The 13,188-nt window shown below is 72.2% G+C and carries 15 protein-coding genes; 9 read left to right on the top strand and 6 right to left on the bottom strand.

Annotation, left to right across the window (positions count from 1 at the left end; translation table 11 throughout):
* Positions 1–124 precede the first annotated feature (124 nt).
* Both ACFXKZ_RS30505 and ACFXKZ_RS30500 read left to right on the top strand, forming a co-directional pair.
* Positions 125–805, top strand: coding sequence for an MSMEG_1061 family FMN-dependent PPOX-type flavoprotein (locus tag ACFXKZ_RS30505; protein WP_380004389.1), 681 nt, complete (start codon positions 125–127; stop codon positions 803–805).
* Positions 806–925: 120 nt separating this feature from the next.
* Positions 926–1,525: a CatB-related O-acetyltransferase gene (locus ACFXKZ_RS30500; RefSeq protein ID WP_380004413.1), complete on the top strand. Its 600-nt coding sequence runs from the start codon at positions 926–928 to the stop codon at positions 1,523–1,525.
* A gap of 21 nt (positions 1,526–1,546) precedes the next feature.
* On the opposite strand, the gene ACFXKZ_RS30495 is transcribed toward ACFXKZ_RS30500, so the two are convergent.
* The gene (locus ACFXKZ_RS30495; RefSeq protein ID WP_380004387.1) at positions 1,547–2,107 is read right to left on the bottom strand and encodes a TetR/AcrR family transcriptional regulator; all 561 of its coding nucleotides are present in this window, start codon (positions 2,105–2,107) and stop codon (positions 1,547–1,549) included.
* Between the two features lie 118 nt (positions 2,108–2,225).
* Between ACFXKZ_RS30495 and ACFXKZ_RS30490 the strand changes: the two genes are divergently transcribed.
* The 3 genes from ACFXKZ_RS30490 (at position 2,226) to ACFXKZ_RS30480 (ending at position 3,752) form a co-directional block, all read left to right on the top strand.
* Positions 2,226–2,789 carry a carboxymuconolactone decarboxylase family protein gene (locus tag ACFXKZ_RS30490; protein ID WP_380004385.1) on the top strand — a complete coding sequence of 188 codons (564 nt, stop codon included), beginning with the start codon at positions 2,226–2,228 and terminating at the stop codon, positions 2,787–2,789.
* Positions 2,786–2,998 carry a hypothetical protein gene (locus ACFXKZ_RS30485; RefSeq protein ID WP_380004383.1) on the top strand — a complete coding sequence of 71 codons (213 nt, stop codon included), beginning with the start codon at positions 2,786–2,788 and terminating at the stop codon, positions 2,996–2,998. Before ACFXKZ_RS30490 ends, ACFXKZ_RS30485 begins: the two co-directional genes overlap by 4 nt.
* 160 nt (positions 2,999–3,158) lie before the next feature.
* Positions 3,159–3,752, top strand: a complete 594-nt coding sequence (locus ACFXKZ_RS30480) for a TIGR03086 family metal-binding protein (protein WP_380004381.1) — start codon at positions 3,159–3,161, stop codon at positions 3,750–3,752.
* Positions 3,753–3,786: 34 nt separating this feature from the next.
* Here ACFXKZ_RS30480 and ACFXKZ_RS30475 read toward each other — a convergent pair whose 3' ends face one another.
* Complete coding sequence (locus tag ACFXKZ_RS30475) at positions 3,787–4,650, bottom strand: siderophore-interacting protein (RefSeq protein ID WP_380004379.1); 864 nt, start codon at positions 4,648–4,650, stop codon at positions 3,787–3,789.
* A 291-nt stretch (positions 4,651–4,941) separates the two neighbouring features.
* On the opposite strand from ACFXKZ_RS30475, the gene ACFXKZ_RS30470 reads away from it, so the two are divergent.
* Together ACFXKZ_RS30470 and ACFXKZ_RS30465 are read left to right on the top strand one after the other, a co-directional pair.
* Entirely contained in the window at positions 4,942–6,018 is a 1,077-nt protein-coding gene (locus tag ACFXKZ_RS30470; RefSeq protein ID WP_380004377.1) for an enoyl-CoA hydratase/isomerase family protein, read from the top strand.
* Positions 6,019–6,214: 196 nt separating this feature from the next.
* Positions 6,215–6,424 carry a hypothetical protein gene (locus ACFXKZ_RS30465; protein ID WP_380004375.1) on the top strand — a complete coding sequence of 70 codons (210 nt, stop codon included), beginning with the start codon at positions 6,215–6,217 and terminating at the stop codon, positions 6,422–6,424.
* A gap of 154 nt (positions 6,425–6,578) precedes the next feature.
* On the opposite strand, the gene ACFXKZ_RS30460 is transcribed toward ACFXKZ_RS30465, so the two are convergent.
* The 4 genes from ACFXKZ_RS30460 to ACFXKZ_RS30445 form a co-directional block, all read right to left on the bottom strand.
* Positions 6,579–7,289, bottom strand: coding sequence for an AAA family ATPase (locus ACFXKZ_RS30460; protein ID WP_380004373.1), 711 nt, complete (start codon positions 7,287–7,289; stop codon positions 6,579–6,581).
* A gap of 382 nt (positions 7,290–7,671) precedes the next feature.
* Positions 7,672–9,252 carry an MFS transporter gene (locus tag ACFXKZ_RS30455; RefSeq protein WP_380004370.1) on the bottom strand — a complete coding sequence of 527 codons (1,581 nt, stop codon included), beginning with the start codon at positions 9,250–9,252 and terminating at the stop codon, positions 7,672–7,674.
* Between the two features lie 153 nt (positions 9,253–9,405).
* A complete protein-coding gene (locus tag ACFXKZ_RS30450; protein WP_380004368.1) occupies positions 9,406–10,065 on the bottom strand; it encodes a pentapeptide repeat-containing protein in 660 nt (219 codons plus the stop codon).
* Between the two features lie 570 nt (positions 10,066–10,635).
* Positions 10,636–11,619, bottom strand: a complete 984-nt coding sequence (locus ACFXKZ_RS30445; protein WP_380004366.1) for an STM4015 family protein — start codon at positions 11,617–11,619, stop codon at positions 10,636–10,638.
* Positions 11,620–11,744: 125 nt separating this feature from the next.
* On the opposite strand from ACFXKZ_RS30445, the gene ACFXKZ_RS30440 reads away from it, so the two are divergent.
* Together ACFXKZ_RS30440 and ACFXKZ_RS30435 are read left to right on the top strand one after the other, a co-directional pair.
* Positions 11,745–12,548, top strand: coding sequence for a methyltransferase domain-containing protein (locus ACFXKZ_RS30440; protein WP_380004364.1), 804 nt, complete (start codon positions 11,745–11,747; stop codon positions 12,546–12,548).
* Positions 12,549–12,612: 64 nt separating this feature from the next.
* Positions 12,613–13,182 carry an MOSC domain-containing protein gene (locus ACFXKZ_RS30435; RefSeq protein WP_380004362.1) on the top strand — a complete coding sequence of 190 codons (570 nt, stop codon included), beginning with the start codon at positions 12,613–12,615 and terminating at the stop codon, positions 13,180–13,182.
* Positions 13,183–13,188: the final 6 nt, after the last annotated feature.

Here is a 13,188-nt window from a genome sequence, read left to right as displayed (position 1 = left end):
ATCGGCGTGCCGGAGAAGCAGGTGCATAGTGGTTCTATTCGCCTGTTTCTCCGGGGCGGCGAGGTGCGGTGCCGGGCGTCGTGGAGCTCGGCGGGAGATTGAAGACACGCCCTAGGGTGGCGGCATGATCACCAGCACCGAGAATCCCATCGCAAAGAGCGGTCCCAGCCTGTTCGATGCGTTGAGCGCGGACGCGATATCCGACGTCACGGGCCTGCGCGAGCTGTACGAGCATCCGGGCGCGGCCGCCGCGGCCAAGGAGATGGACCGGCTCACCGAGAAGACCCGCGCGCTGGTCGGCTGCGCGTCGTTGGTCTTCGTCGCCAGCACCGACGCGGCAGGCCGCTGCGATGTCACCCCGCGCGGCGGCCCGGCCGGTTTCGTCACCGTGCTCGACGACCGCACCCTGGTCATCCCCGACGCCACCGGCAACAAGCGCCTCGACACGCTGCACAACGTGGTGGCGACCGGCCGGGTCGGTCTGCTGTTCGTGATTCCCGGGCGCACCACCACACTTCGCGCCAACGGGCGCGCGTGCGTGTCCGCGCGGCCCGAGTTGCTGGCGCAACTCACGCCGGTGGGCAAACCGCCGGTCAGCGCACTCGTCGTCGAGCTGGACGAGGTGTACCCGCACTGCCCCAAGGCGCTGTTGCGCAGTTCGGCCTGGAAGCCGGACGGTTGGTTGCCGGCCGACGCCCAGCCGAGTTCGGCCGAGGTGACGCTGGCCCAGTTGCGCATGCCCGGATTGACCATCGAGGCCGTCCGGCAGGCGGAGGAGGACTCGTTGAAGTACCGGTACGAGTAGCCGGCGGCCACGCCCGAGGTGCCGAATCCCGTTCCCCCGGCCTCCCGTCGGCCGGCCGATCCACCCTTGGAGTACGCCGTGGACGCCCAGACACCCGCCGATCCCACCGTGCTGCACCCGATGCCGGGGCAGTCGCGCGTGGTCCTGCTCAAGCCGCTGGTGACTTCGCCGCTGATCGAGGTCGGGGACTTCTCCTACTACGACGACCCGGACGATCCCACCACGTTCGAGACCCGCAACGTGCTCTACCACTACGGGCCGGAGCGGCTGGTGATCGGGAAGTTCTGCGCGCTGGGCGAGGGTGTGCGGTTCGTGATGAACGGGGCCAACCACCGGATGGACGGGCCCTCGACCTTCCCGTTCCCGATCATGGGCGGGTCCTGGGCCGACCACTTCGACCTGATCTCCGGCCTGCCGGGTCGGGGCGACACGGTGGTCGGCAACGACGTCTGGTTCGGCTATCGGGCCATGGTGATGCCCGGGGTCCGGATCGGACACGGCGCGATCGTCGCCTCCGGTGCCGTGGTGGTGGACGACGTCCCCGACTACACGATCGTCGGCGGCAATCCGGCGAAGCCGATCCGTACCCGGTACAGCCCGGAGGACGTCGCGCGCCTGCTCGAACTGGCGTGGTGGGACTGGCCGATCGAACACATCACCCGGCATGTCCGGACCATCGCGTCCGGCACGGTCGCCGACTTGGCGGCGGTCGCACCGTAACCGAAGGCTCGCCCGGCGCCCCTACCCGGCCCCGGCCCCGTCGGCCGCCAGCAGCGCCTGGGCAATCCGACGGGCCCGGACCGCCGGGGCGGGGGTGCGCTCGCGCAGCGCGGTGACGATCGCGCCGTCCATGAGCAGCGCGAACTCCCGGGCCAGGAGGACCGGTTCCGAGACCTGTGCGGCGGTCAGGAGCTGTTCCAGATAGGCCACCACCCGCTCCTTGTGGTCGGCCGCGACGCGGTGCGCCGAACCGTCGGGGTCGGCGGACTCGACCATCGTGTTGATGAACGCACACCCCCGGAAATCGTTGCGCGCGAACCGCTCGGCGAGCGCGTCGAACACGGCCACCGGGCCGCAGCCCAGCGCCTCGACCCGTTCCGCCAGCCAAGCCCGCCAGCGCCGATCGCGGGCCTCCAGGACGGCGACAACGAGGTCGTCCTTGCTCGGGAAGTGCCGATACAACGACGCCCGGCCGACGCCGGATTCGGCCAGGATGCGCTCGATGCCGACGGCGCGGATCCCCTCGGCGTAGAAAAGTTCCTCGGCGGTGGCGAGCAGACGGTCTCGGGCTTTGACGGGCACGTTCGGATCCTAACCCCTCTTGACCGGAAACGGTACCGATCAGTACCGTCTGCAAAACGGCACCGATCGGTACCGTTTTTTGGCGGCACATCGAAGCGAGAGAGCAACGGGGGTTCGCATGTCGTCCACACCCACACCCGCACACACACCGGCACCCGCGCCCGCGCCTTCGTCGCCCGGGGCGACCGACGCGCATGCCGACCTGCGGGCACGGGTCGAGAAGCAGCTCGGCCGGGTGCCGAACCTGTACGCGGCCCTCGCGAGCGGTCCGGCCGCGCTGGAGGGTTACCTCGCGATGCGCGACCGGCTCACCCGAGGTGTCCTGCGGGCCCGCCTGCGGGAGCAGTTGGCGCTGCTGATCGCGCAGGAGAACGAGTGCACCTACTGCGTCAGCGCGCACACCTATCGGGGCGGCCTGATGGGCCTGACCGAGGACGAACTGCGGCAGACCCGGGACGCGCACGACACGGATCCGCACGCCGACGCCGTACTGACCCTGGCCCGGCGGATCGTCCGCACCCGGGGCCGAGTCGGCGAGGAGCACCGGTCCAAAGCCCGCGCGGCCGGGGTCACCGAGGCCGAGGAGGCCGAGATCGTCGCGCACATCGCGCTGAACACGCTGTCCAACTACTACAACCACCTGGCCCGGCCCGAGCTGGACTTCCCGGAGGTGACCGCGTGACCCGCACCTGGCACACCGCGTCCGTCGAACTCGTCGACGGCTACCCGGTACGGGGCGCCGACGGCATACCCACCACCTCCGTCCCGACCGCGCGCGTCGCGATCGAGGGCGGCTTCGCCCACCTCGACATCCCCGACACCGGCGTCGTCCAGGTCGTCTCCGCGCCGGCGGTACGGCTGATCACCTACCGGGAGGAGCCGGCGGGCTGAGCGGTGCGGCCGGCGACGTCGACAGCGTCGCCGGCCGCACCGGCGGAGGCACGCGAGAAAACGCGATGCGGATGTGCGGATGTGCGGATACACCGATGAGTTTTCCCGGCCCGCACGGTCCACCCCCAAGGACTCGAACCGCACCCAGAGGAGCCACCCCATGACCGTGGATCTGCACTCGCCTGCCGCGACCGTCGCCCGTCTCGCGGCCGACCTGCCGGACGATCGGCTGGACGATCCGACCCCGTGTGGGAACTACGCGGTCCGGGATCTGCTCTCCCATCTGGTCGGCCTGACCATCGCGTTCCGCGACGCGGGCCGCAAGGACCTGGGCCCGACCACCGCCACCGCCCCGCCCGCGAAGATGCCCGACCTCGACCCGGACTGGCGCACGATCCTGCCGCGCGAGCTGGACGAACTCGTCGCCGTCTGGCGGCGCACGCACGCCTGGGAGGGGATGACCCAGGCCGGCGGGGTGAACCTGCCCGCCGAGGTCATGGGGCTCGTCGCGCACAACGAACTCCTGCTGCACGGCTGGGACTTGGCCCGCGCGCTGGGCCGCGAGTACACCGTGGACACGGCGAACCTGGAGGCCTCGCTGGCCTTCCTCACCCCGGCCCAGGAGGCGGTCGACCCGGATCTGCCCGACCCGGACGCCATCTTCGCGCCGCCGGTGGCCGTCCCCGCCGACGCACCGCTGCTCGACCGGGTGGTCGCCATGGCCGGCCGCAGCCCGGCGTGGCGGGCGGCGTAGGCGCGATGGGGACCAGGGGGCGGGACCGGTTCGCTCAGGAGCCGGTCGCCGCCGCGTCCGCGATCCGCTCGCGCGCCTCGGCCAGGTCCGCCTCGGTCGGCGCGTCGTCCTGGGTCAGCCGCAGGCGCCAGTAGCCCGCGAACTCGACCGCCCCCTTGGCCAGTCCGCGCTCGTCGACCAGGTGCCGGCGCAGCGCCCGGACCGTGCCCGCCTCACCCGCCAACCAGGCCCGCGTCGACCCCTCCGGCAATCGGGCGGCCCGAAGCGCCGCCGGCAGCAGGTCACCGTACCCGGCCGGCACCGTGCCGCGATGCAGCCAGTGGATGGTGAGCCGGGCCCGGGAGCGGAAACGTTGCTCCTCGGCCGCGTCCACCACCTCCGCGTACACGATCGCGTGCGTGTCCTCGGGCAACGCCGCCAGGATCGAGCCGATGGCGGGCAGCGCGGTCTCGTCGCCGACCAGGAGGTGCGTGTCGGCGGCGCCGAGCGGCCGGGCGTAGGCGGCCGAGGGGCCGTAGCGGGCGAGGATGTCGCCGGGGCGCGCCGACCGGGCCCACCGGGTGGCCGGGCCGGCGTCCGGGTGCAGCACGAAGTCGACGTCGATCGCGGCGCGTTCGCGATGGTGGGCGCGGACCGTGTAGCTGCGCATCCAGGGGCGTTCGGCCTCGGGGATGGCCAGGAACGCCCCGTACCACCGCTGGAGATCGTCCGGATCCTCCTGCGGCAGCAGCGGCGCGCGTTGTCCGGCGCGCGGGAAACACAGCTTGAGCTGCTGGTCGGGCCAGGTCGCGAAGTCGTCGCCCAGCCCCTCCCCGGTGAAGCTCACGCGCGTCATGCGCGGGGTGATCCGGGTGACCTCGGCGACGTGGAGAAGAGAAACGAGCGGTGATCCGCCCATGGCGCAAACCCCCATGAATGCGTTGATTGACGACGGTTGGGTGAACCGGCTTGGGTAGGTCTAGCAAGAAATCCTGCGACTTTGTCAAGGCGATTCCGCGCAGGGATTTCGGCGCCGGGCAAGCGGCCCGGAAGACCGCACACGTGCGTGCCTGCGGGGCGTCGAGGGCCGGGCGATACGGTGCCGAGAGAGATCGTCGGGGTGTACGGACGCCGGGGAGCCGCGAACGGGGCGGGTCGCCGGGGCCGCCGCCGATCGGCTCTTTCCGGACCCCGAAGGGAACGACGCACCATGACGCCGCACGCGCAGCCCCCGCAGCCCGCCCCCGAGGACACCGTGCTGGTCGATCGCATCGGACCGGCGGGCCGGCTCGGTCGGATCACCCTGAACCGGCCGCGGGCGATCAACGCACTGGACCACCCGATGGTGCGCCGGATCACCGCCGCGCTCGCCGAGTGGGCGCGGGACGACTCCGTCGCGGCCGTACTGATCACCGGCGCGGGCGAGCGCGGGCTGTGTGCGGGCGGGGACATCCGGGCGATCCGCGCGGACGCGCTCGAAGGCGGACACGCGGCGCGCGAGTTCTGGCGCGACGAATACCTGCTCAACGCGCGGATCGCGGCGTATCCGAAGCCCTACGTCGCGATCATGGACGGCGTGGTGATGGGCGGCGGCGTCGGCGTCTCGGCACACGGCGACGTACGCATCGTCACCGAGCGCTCGACGGTGGCCATGCCGGAGACCGGGATCGGCTTCGTACCGGACGTCGGCGGCACGTACCTGCTCTCCCGCGCCCCCGGCGAGCTCGGCACCCATCTGGCGCTCACGGCCGGTGCGATCGGCGCCGCCGACACGATCCTGTGCGGGCTCGCCGACCACTTCGTCCCCTCGGACCGGCTGCCCGCCCTGCTCGACGCCCTGGCCGCCGGCGACCCGACCGAGGCGGCGGCCCGCCACGCCGAGCCCGCGCCCGCCGGCGTACTGGCCGAACGGCGCGCCTGGATCGACGCGTGCTACGCGGCGGACACCGTCGAGGAGATCCTGGACCGGCTGCTCGACAGCGGCGAACCGGCGCCCAAGGAGGCGGCCGAGCTGATCGCGGCCAAGTCGCCCACGGCGCTGAAGGTGACGCTGGCGGCGCTGCGCCGGGCCCGGCGGGCCGGGTCGCTGGGGGCGGTGCTGGACCAGGAGTACCGGGTCTCGTGCGCGGCGGTGAGCACGCCCGATCTGGTCGAGGGTGTACGGGCGCAGGTGGTGGACAAGGATCGCCGGCCGCGCTGGTCACCGGCGACGCTCGCGGAGGTCGGGGCGGCCGATGTGGAGGCGTTCTTCGCGCCGCTCGGGGAGCGGGAGTTGGGACTGGGCTGAGCGGGCGGGCGCCGGGCCGGCCGGCCGGCCGGGGGGTTCCGGGTCGGCGGGTGGGGATCCCTAGGACGCCTTAGGGGTCTCGGGGCTTGTCCGGCGCGTAGGGATGGGGCATCCGCCTGATGTCCGGGGGCCACCTGGGCCGCGAAGCTGTTACCACGAACCGGGGAGGCCGGGTCGGGGGAAACGGGAGACGGTCGTGATCGAGTACGAGATGTTCAAGGCGCGCGAGCGGGAGATCCTGGCGGACGCGGACCGCGCGGCGCTGCGGCGCACGGCGTGGCGCGAGCGGCGGGCCCAGGCCAGGATGCGCCGGGCCGAGCGGGCGGGAGCGGTGGCGCTCACCACGCTCGCCGTGCTCGAACCGGCCCACGACATGCACCGCGGGCTGCACCTGTTGGCGCGGTGAATCATGCTTCCGATGAGTGGCGCTCGTCCGCCGGGCACAGGGGACTCGGCGGGCGGCGCGGCATCGGGGACACGGGGCCGGCGGGGCGGCTCGGATCGGGGCGGGGCGGGGCGCACGGGGGTCGCCGTTGGTGCGGCGACGCGCCCCGCCCCGACTAGGACGCGGGTTCGGGGGCCCTGGGGTCGCGTCGGCGTCGGGTGACCACGACGTGCGCGGGGGTCGCGGTGGGCGGGGCCGGGGGCCGCTCGGGGGTCTCCGGACGGGGTCCGGCCACGCGGTCCGGGCCGAATTCCAGGGCGACCACGTGTTCGCGCAGGGTGCGGTCGAGCAGTACGACGGAGGCGGCCTCGGGGACGACCGCGGCGCCCTGTACGGACAGCGCCAGCAACAACCGGGTCAGGCCGCGCCGATGCCGGTCGAAGACCCGCCCGGGTACCCAGCGTCCGCGTTTCTCCTGCCCGGCCAGCGCGTCGGCGGCGTCCACCGCGAGCAGGACCAGGTGCAGTTCGCGTCGTTGCCGATCGGCGGACCTGGCCAACCATCGACGCATCCACGATCGACTGCCGCAGTCGTGCACGAGGACCGGCCTCCCGCTCCGCACGTGTGCGCGCAGCCGCCTGACGTGTTGGAGCCGCACCCACGGGCGATACACCGCGTACGGCAACCACGAGGGCATCCGGTCCTGGTACTCAACATGCGCCGTACGCGGGTCGACCACGACGGCCGATCCGGACCAGCGGTTCAGCAGCGTGCTCTTGCCGCTCCCCGGCAGCCCGGAGACCACCACGACGGCGCCGGCGGGATACCCGAGCACGGCGGGCCCGTGCTCTCGCCCGCGCAGATCGACGAGTCCGCGCGGTCGCATCAGTCCTCCGGATCCCCCGGCCGACTCCTCCCTCGCACCCATCCGGTCCGCCCCCTGCATCTCGCCCACCGCCGTCTCCCACGCCCGTGCCGCACCCGGCGACATCCGCCTCCGCCGCGTCCCTCGACGCATCGGCGCAACTCCCCCGGCGCGACAGGACCCGCGGTCGGGCGCGACACCAGCGGACATCCTCACAGGTCGCGCCGCTCGCCGCCCGCCCGGGCTCGCCAACGATAATCATCGTCACCCGAAATCCCGCTCCCCACGCGAGCGTGTCCGGGCGATCGGCGTACGCCGGGCTCGTTCGGGAACGCCGACGATCCCGTTCGCTTCCGGTGCACACGGCGGAAGCGAACGGGATCGTTCGGTGTCGCGAACGTGTTCAGCCCGCCTCGGGTGTCGGGGCGTCGTGGCGGTCGGATTCGCGGATGAGCACCGTGCACAGGATCGCGGCCACGAAGCCGATGACGGCCATCAGCAGGCATACCTGGGCCAGGCCGGAGGTGAAGGCGTCCCGGGCGTCGGCCAGCGCCGCCGGGTGGTCCTTCAGCGGGGCGAACCGGCCGGAGGCGACGCCGTCGCGAACCCGGTCGGCCGCGCCCGGGGGCACGCCACCGCCGGTGAGCACGTCGTCGCCCAGGTCGTCGGCGATCCGCGCGGTCAGCAGCGCGCCGCCGGCGGCCACGCCGATCGAAGTGCCCAGCGGGAAGAACATGTTGGTGGCGCCGGAGGCCATCCCGGCCCGCTCGGCCGGTACCACGCCCACCGCCACTCCCATCAGCGGCGGGAAGCTCAATCCGCCCGCGATGCCCAGCAGGACGAAGCCCGGCAGCATGACCGTCCACGAACTGCCCGCGTCCACCCGGGCCATGGTCAACGACCCGACCCCGGCCACCGCGAAGCCCACCCCGATCGCCTGACCCGGCGTCAGCACCCGCTGTACCAGCCCGCTCAGCGGTGCGATCAGCAGGAGCGGAACGGTCAGCACCAGCATCTTGACGCCGGTCTGGAACGGCGAGTTGCCGAGCATGCCCTGCAACCACAGGATCAGGAACGGCAACAGCCCGAACGAGGTGATCCGGCCGAACAGACTGGCCAGGATCGCCCCGGTAAAGGACGGGATCCGGAACAGCCGGACATCGAGCAACGCGATCGAGGGCCGGACCACCTCGACCACCACGAAGGCGACGATCAGTATCGTCCCGACGATCAGCGTGGCCAACACGATCGGCGCGGTCCACCCCTCCTCCGGGCCCTTGATCACCGCGTAGTTGAGCGCGAACAGGCCGCCGATCGCGAGCAGTACGCCGGCCAGGTCGAGGCGCCCGCGCCCGGCCGTGTCGGTGGTGTCGTCGGGCAGCTTCAGCCAGGTGCCGACCACGACCAGGACACCCACGGGGAGGTTGATCAGGAAGATCCACCGCCAACCGAGCCCGTCCACCAGGGCACCGCCGACCAGTGGCCCGAGCGCGGCGGCGGCACCGCTGAGGCCGGAGTAGACGCCGATCGCGGTCTGTCGGGTGCGCCCGGAGTAGGCGGACGCGAGCAGTGCCAACGAGGTGGCCATCACCATCGCCGCGCCGACGCCCTGGATGCCGCGAAAGATGATCAGCGTGCCCACGTTCGGCGCGAACGCGCAGGCCGCCGAGGCGACGGTGAACAGGGCCACGCCCGCGCCGAACACCCGCCGCCGGCCGATCCGGTCGGAGACCGAACCGGCCGCGAGCAGCAGCGCGGCGAAGGCGAGCGTGTAGGCGCTGACCACCCACTGCAGGCCGCCGAGCTTGGCGCCGAGATCGTCGGCGATGTCGGGCAGCGCGACGTTGACGATGGTCACGTCGAGGGTCATCAGGATGCCGGCGCCGCTGACCAGTATGGCCGGCCAACGGCCGACCGGTGCCGCCGCGGCCGAGGGTGGTGATGCGTCTGAGGTTGACGGGGTGGGGGATGCGGGCTGAGCCATGGTTGCGGACGACCTCACGCGTCGGGAATGGAACGGCCTACTCACCCAGTGTGCCCGAGTGATTGCGCTGTGGTCCGTGAACCTCGCACCCGTTCACGCTCGGCGCGGAAATCGGGGCGGCGACGGGCCGGCCGGCCAACTCCCCGCGTGCGCCTACCGGTCCTTGACGATCAGGCCCAGGACCTGGGCGAGCGCCGGGGCCAGGTCGAGGAGTTGGGCGCTGTCGACGGTCGCGCCGCGCAGGGCGTCGACGCCGGAGGCGAAACCGAGCGCGCCCGCCTCGCGCAGGTCGACCCTGGTCAGCACGGCGTTGTCCAGGCGGACCCGCTCCAGGGTCGAGCCGGGAAAGCGCAGATCGGTCAGCGTCGCGCCGGCGAAGTCCACGTCGCGCAGCAGGCAGTCCACGAAGGAGACCTCGCGCAGCTTGGCCCCCCGCAGGTTGACCGAGTCGAACTTGCAGTTGTGGAAGGCGACTCGGCGCAGCCCGGCGCCGAACACCTCGAGACCGGCCAGGACGCACGCGGTGAACTCGGCGTCCATCCACGTCGTTTCCGCGAGGTCGGTGCCGACGATGCGGGCGGCGTGCAGCCACACGTCGTCGAACCGGGCACGGCGGTAACGGCCGCCGTTGAAGCTCACCGAGGAGAAGGCCGACGAGGTGAACGCGGTCCCGCCGCCCTCCACGTCCGTGAACACGCCTCCGTCGAAGTGTGCGAACTCGTGGTCGCCTTCCCGGTCGAGTTCGCCGTCGAACGCCACGAGCCGGTGGGCGTACGGCAGTTGGTCGAAGTCACGAGGGGCACGGGCGCGCATCAGGAATCCTCCACGAACGCATCATCGGGACCGGGTCCCGCGGCTTGCCCGCCCACGACGGTCGCCGAACGGGGCGCGGTGGGCGGAGGTCCATGCCTATCGCGCGACGCCGCGATCCACCGAATCGACGCGGCCCCACGAGCGACGCACGGCGGCATGCGCGACTCCGGGCGAGGCCCCCGCCGAATACGGCGATATTATCCCAAAGTGTTTACGTGACGCAGGTCACATCGCTTCGGATACGGCCGCGTCGCCCGCTCTCCCGGTCGGCGCCCGGCGCCAACTCCGCTGCGTGGCAAGCCTATTGCCGACGGGTGACGACGCTCGGCGACGCGGGCGGCCGACCGAAGCCGAGTTCCGTGAGAACGATCGTGCGACGGAGGACGACTTACGCACCACCTCCCGGCCGACCTCGCCGAACCCCGCCAGGGACACTCCGACCCGTGTCGCGCTCGTGGACCTCGGCCGCGGTGCCCACCAGGACCCGCGCCGGCAGGTGCTGGGCCCGAGGTCCGATCGGCAGCATCCGCAGAAGATCACGCACGAGAGCCGGCGCGACGGGTACCCCGGTTACTCGGACACCTCGACGTATCGCCATACCTCGGACCCGTCCGAGTCGTCCTCCTCCTCGACGTCCTCGAGGCCGAGGACGATGCCGGGCAGTGCCTCCGCCAGTCGGTCGCACATCCGCTTGGTCATGAAGTGGTGGCTCACGATGAGCCGTTCGAGGTGGGTGAGCGGCTGCCCGGTGAGCAGCGCCTCGGCGCCCTCGTCGCCCAGCGTGCCCATGGACAGGTCGAGCGTACGCAGGAGCGAGACGATCGGGGCCGACGCGACGGCGGCGCAGATCTCGTCTTGGATCTCGCTGTTCATCAGGCCGAGTGTCGTGAGCGCGGGCAGGCCGCGGCCGTCGAGGATGCCGGCCAGGTCGTCGACGGTGGCGTCACCGCCGTACTCCTCGACGCCGAGCCACAGTTCGAGGGACTCCAGGGCGGGGAACGCCGACGCGCCGACGGCGCGCACGACGTCGTCCGGGAGGCCGCCGCTCTGGAACTCCAGGGTCCGCAGCGCCGCGTGCTCGACGGGTTCGAGGGTGAGCATCGAACCGCCCTTGATGATCAGGGACTCCAGGTCGGGGAACACCCGCAGCAGCGGCGTGACGTTGCTCTGCTGGATCCAGGAGATCTCGTTCTCCTCGCTCCAGATGTCGCCGAGGAACAGGTGGCGCAGCGCGGGCAACCGATCGGCGTGGGCGACCAGTTCGTCGACGGCGATGCCCGAGCTGTCGTCGCTCTCCCCCCAACAGCCGATGATCAGCGCGCTCACCTTTGTCGTGTCGACCGTGGCGACGAAGCGCGCGAAGTGCTCGGGGAAGGTCTCGGCCGCCCGGTACGGCGGGATCCGCAGCGACCACGCGGCCTCGTCCGCGGCCGGCAGCGGCTGGGGGCCGCCTGCGCGAGCGTTCTCGAGCCAGGTGGCCCTCGGGTTCGAAATGTCGTTCAGGCGGGCGACGGGCAGGCCGCCGAACGTGTTCGCGTTCCCGTACGTGTCCATGGCGGAGCGACTCCTTTGAGGCGGCGTGGCCCGGGGGTGTGGGGACTTGCATACCAGAGCGGGGCGACGCCCGTTCGCGGGCCTGACGCCCCGAAACCACCCGCACCGTGGGGCAGGATTGGGGGATGGGTGACGTCGGTGGGGATCAGGGTTATCTGTTGGACAACCGGCAGGCCGAGGCCGGGGTTCGGTTCGGGGCGCTCGCGGAGTTGTTCGACCCCGTGACGTTCGGGCACGTGGATCGGCTCGGGGTCGGGGCCGGGATGCGGTGTTGGGAGGTGGGGGCCGGCGGGACCTCGGTGCCGTTGGGACTGGCCGAGCGGGTCGGGCCGACGGGGACGGTGGTCGCCACCGACATCGACGTGTCCTGGGCGCGGGACGTCGCCGGCGATGTGATCGAGGTGTTCACGCACGATGTCGCGGTCGATCCGCCGCCGGCCCGTGGCTTCGACCTGGTGCACGCCCGGCTGGTCCTGATCCACGTCGCCGACCGCGCGGAGGCGCTGCGTCGGATGGTCGAGGCGCTGCGCCCCGGCGGCGTACTGCTCGTCGAGGACGCCGACCCGATGTTGCAACCGTTGCCGTGCCCGGACGAGTCGGGCCCGGAGCAGCGGCTCGCCAACCGACTCCGGTCCGACGTCCGCGCCCTGATGGCGGCGCGCGGCGCCGACCTGGCCTACGGCCGGACCCTGCCGCGTCTGCTGCGCGCGGCGGGGCTGGACGACGTACGGGCCGACGCATACTTCCCGATCACCTCGCCGGCGTGTGCCGTACTGGAGGCGGCCACGGTGCGGCAGGTCCGGCACCACCTGGTCGAACAGGGCCTGGCGAGCGACGAGGAGATCGACCGCCACCTGGCCGCCATCGCCGCCGGCCGGCTCGACCTGGCCCTGGCGCCGATGATCTCGGCGTGGGGACGCCGGATATAGGCCGACCGCGTGCGGTGCGGGCGGGCGTTGTCGTACTGTGTCGTCGGAGCGTAGTGAGTCTCTTATGGAAACCAAGGGGGGCGGCATGGACGTGTACGGCGATGTGGTGGCGGTGTCGCGGAGCGACGCACACACGTTCCGCAAAGGGAATGTCGAGACCATCCGCCTCCTCGCCGGCCTCGGCGTGGAGGGCGACGCCCACCTCGGCGTCACCGTAAAGCACCGATCGCGGGTCGCGGTCGACCCCACGCAGCCCAATCTGCGCCAGGTACACCTCATCCACGCCGAGTTGCACCAGGAGTTGGCCGCCGCCGGATTCGCCGTCGCTCCCGGGGAGTTGGGCGAGAACGTCACCACGCGCGGGATCGACCTGCTCGGCCTGCCCACCGGCACGCTGCTGCACCTGGGCGCCGAGGCGGTGGTGGAGGTGACCGGACTGCGCAACCCGTGTCAGCAGATCAACACGTTCCGCGCCGGCCTGCTCAAGGAGGTCGTCGGTCGGGACGAAGCGGGCAACCCGGTGCGCAAGGCGGGCATCATGGGCGTGGTCCGCGCCGGCGGCGAGATCCGACCCGGCGATCCCATCCGGGTCGAGGTGCCCGCGCCGCCGCATCGCGCCCTGGAACGGGTCTGAACCCGC

This window comes from Embleya sp. NPDC059237 (assembly GCF_042754105.1).
GTDB lineage: Bacteria > Actinomycetota > Actinomycetes > Streptomycetales > Streptomycetaceae > Embleya.
Note: the sequence above shows the minus strand (reverse complement) of the source record. Positions and strands in the feature narration are given on the sequence as shown.

What these genes read in the sequence shown, in the direction of transcription:
- ACFXKZ_RS30505 (WP_380004389.1), top strand. Translation starts at nt 125, where the DNA reads ATGATCACCAGCACCGAGAATCCCATCGCAAAGAGCGGTCCCAGCCTG.
- ACFXKZ_RS30500 (WP_380004413.1), top strand. Translation starts at nt 926, where the DNA reads ATGCCGGGGCAGTCGCGCGTGGTCCTGCTCAAGCCGCTGGTGACTTCG.
- ACFXKZ_RS30490 (WP_380004385.1), top strand. Translation starts at nt 2,226, where the DNA reads ATGTCGTCCACACCCACACCCGCACACACACCGGCACCCGCGCCCGCG.
- ACFXKZ_RS30480 (WP_380004381.1), top strand. Translation starts at nt 3,159, where the DNA reads ATGACCGTGGATCTGCACTCGCCTGCCGCGACCGTCGCCCGTCTCGCG.
- ACFXKZ_RS30475 (WP_380004379.1), bottom strand. Translation starts at nt 4,650, where the DNA reads ATGGGCGGATCACCGCTCGTTTCTCTTCTCCACGTCGCCGAGGTCACC.
- ACFXKZ_RS30470 (WP_380004377.1), top strand. Translation starts at nt 4,942, where the DNA reads ATGACGCCGCACGCGCAGCCCCCGCAGCCCGCCCCCGAGGACACCGTG.
- ACFXKZ_RS30460 (WP_380004373.1), bottom strand. Translation starts at nt 7,289, where the DNA reads ATGCGACCGCGCGGACTCGTCGATCTGCGCGGGCGAGAGCACGGGCCC.
- ACFXKZ_RS30455 (WP_380004370.1), bottom strand. Translation starts at nt 9,252, where the DNA reads ATGGCTCAGCCCGCATCCCCCACCCCGTCAACCTCAGACGCATCACCA.
- ACFXKZ_RS30450 (WP_380004368.1), bottom strand. Translation starts at nt 10,065, where the DNA reads ATGCGCGCCCGTGCCCCTCGTGACTTCGACCAACTGCCGTACGCCCAC.
- ACFXKZ_RS30445 (WP_380004366.1), bottom strand. Translation starts at nt 11,619, where the DNA reads ATGGACACGTACGGGAACGCGAACACGTTCGGCGGCCTGCCCGTCGCC.
- ACFXKZ_RS30440 (WP_380004364.1), top strand. Translation starts at nt 11,745, where the DNA reads ATGGGTGACGTCGGTGGGGATCAGGGTTATCTGTTGGACAACCGGCAG.
- ACFXKZ_RS30435 (WP_380004362.1), top strand. Translation starts at nt 12,613, where the DNA reads ATGGAAACCAAGGGGGGCGGCATGGACGTGTACGGCGATGTGGTGGCG.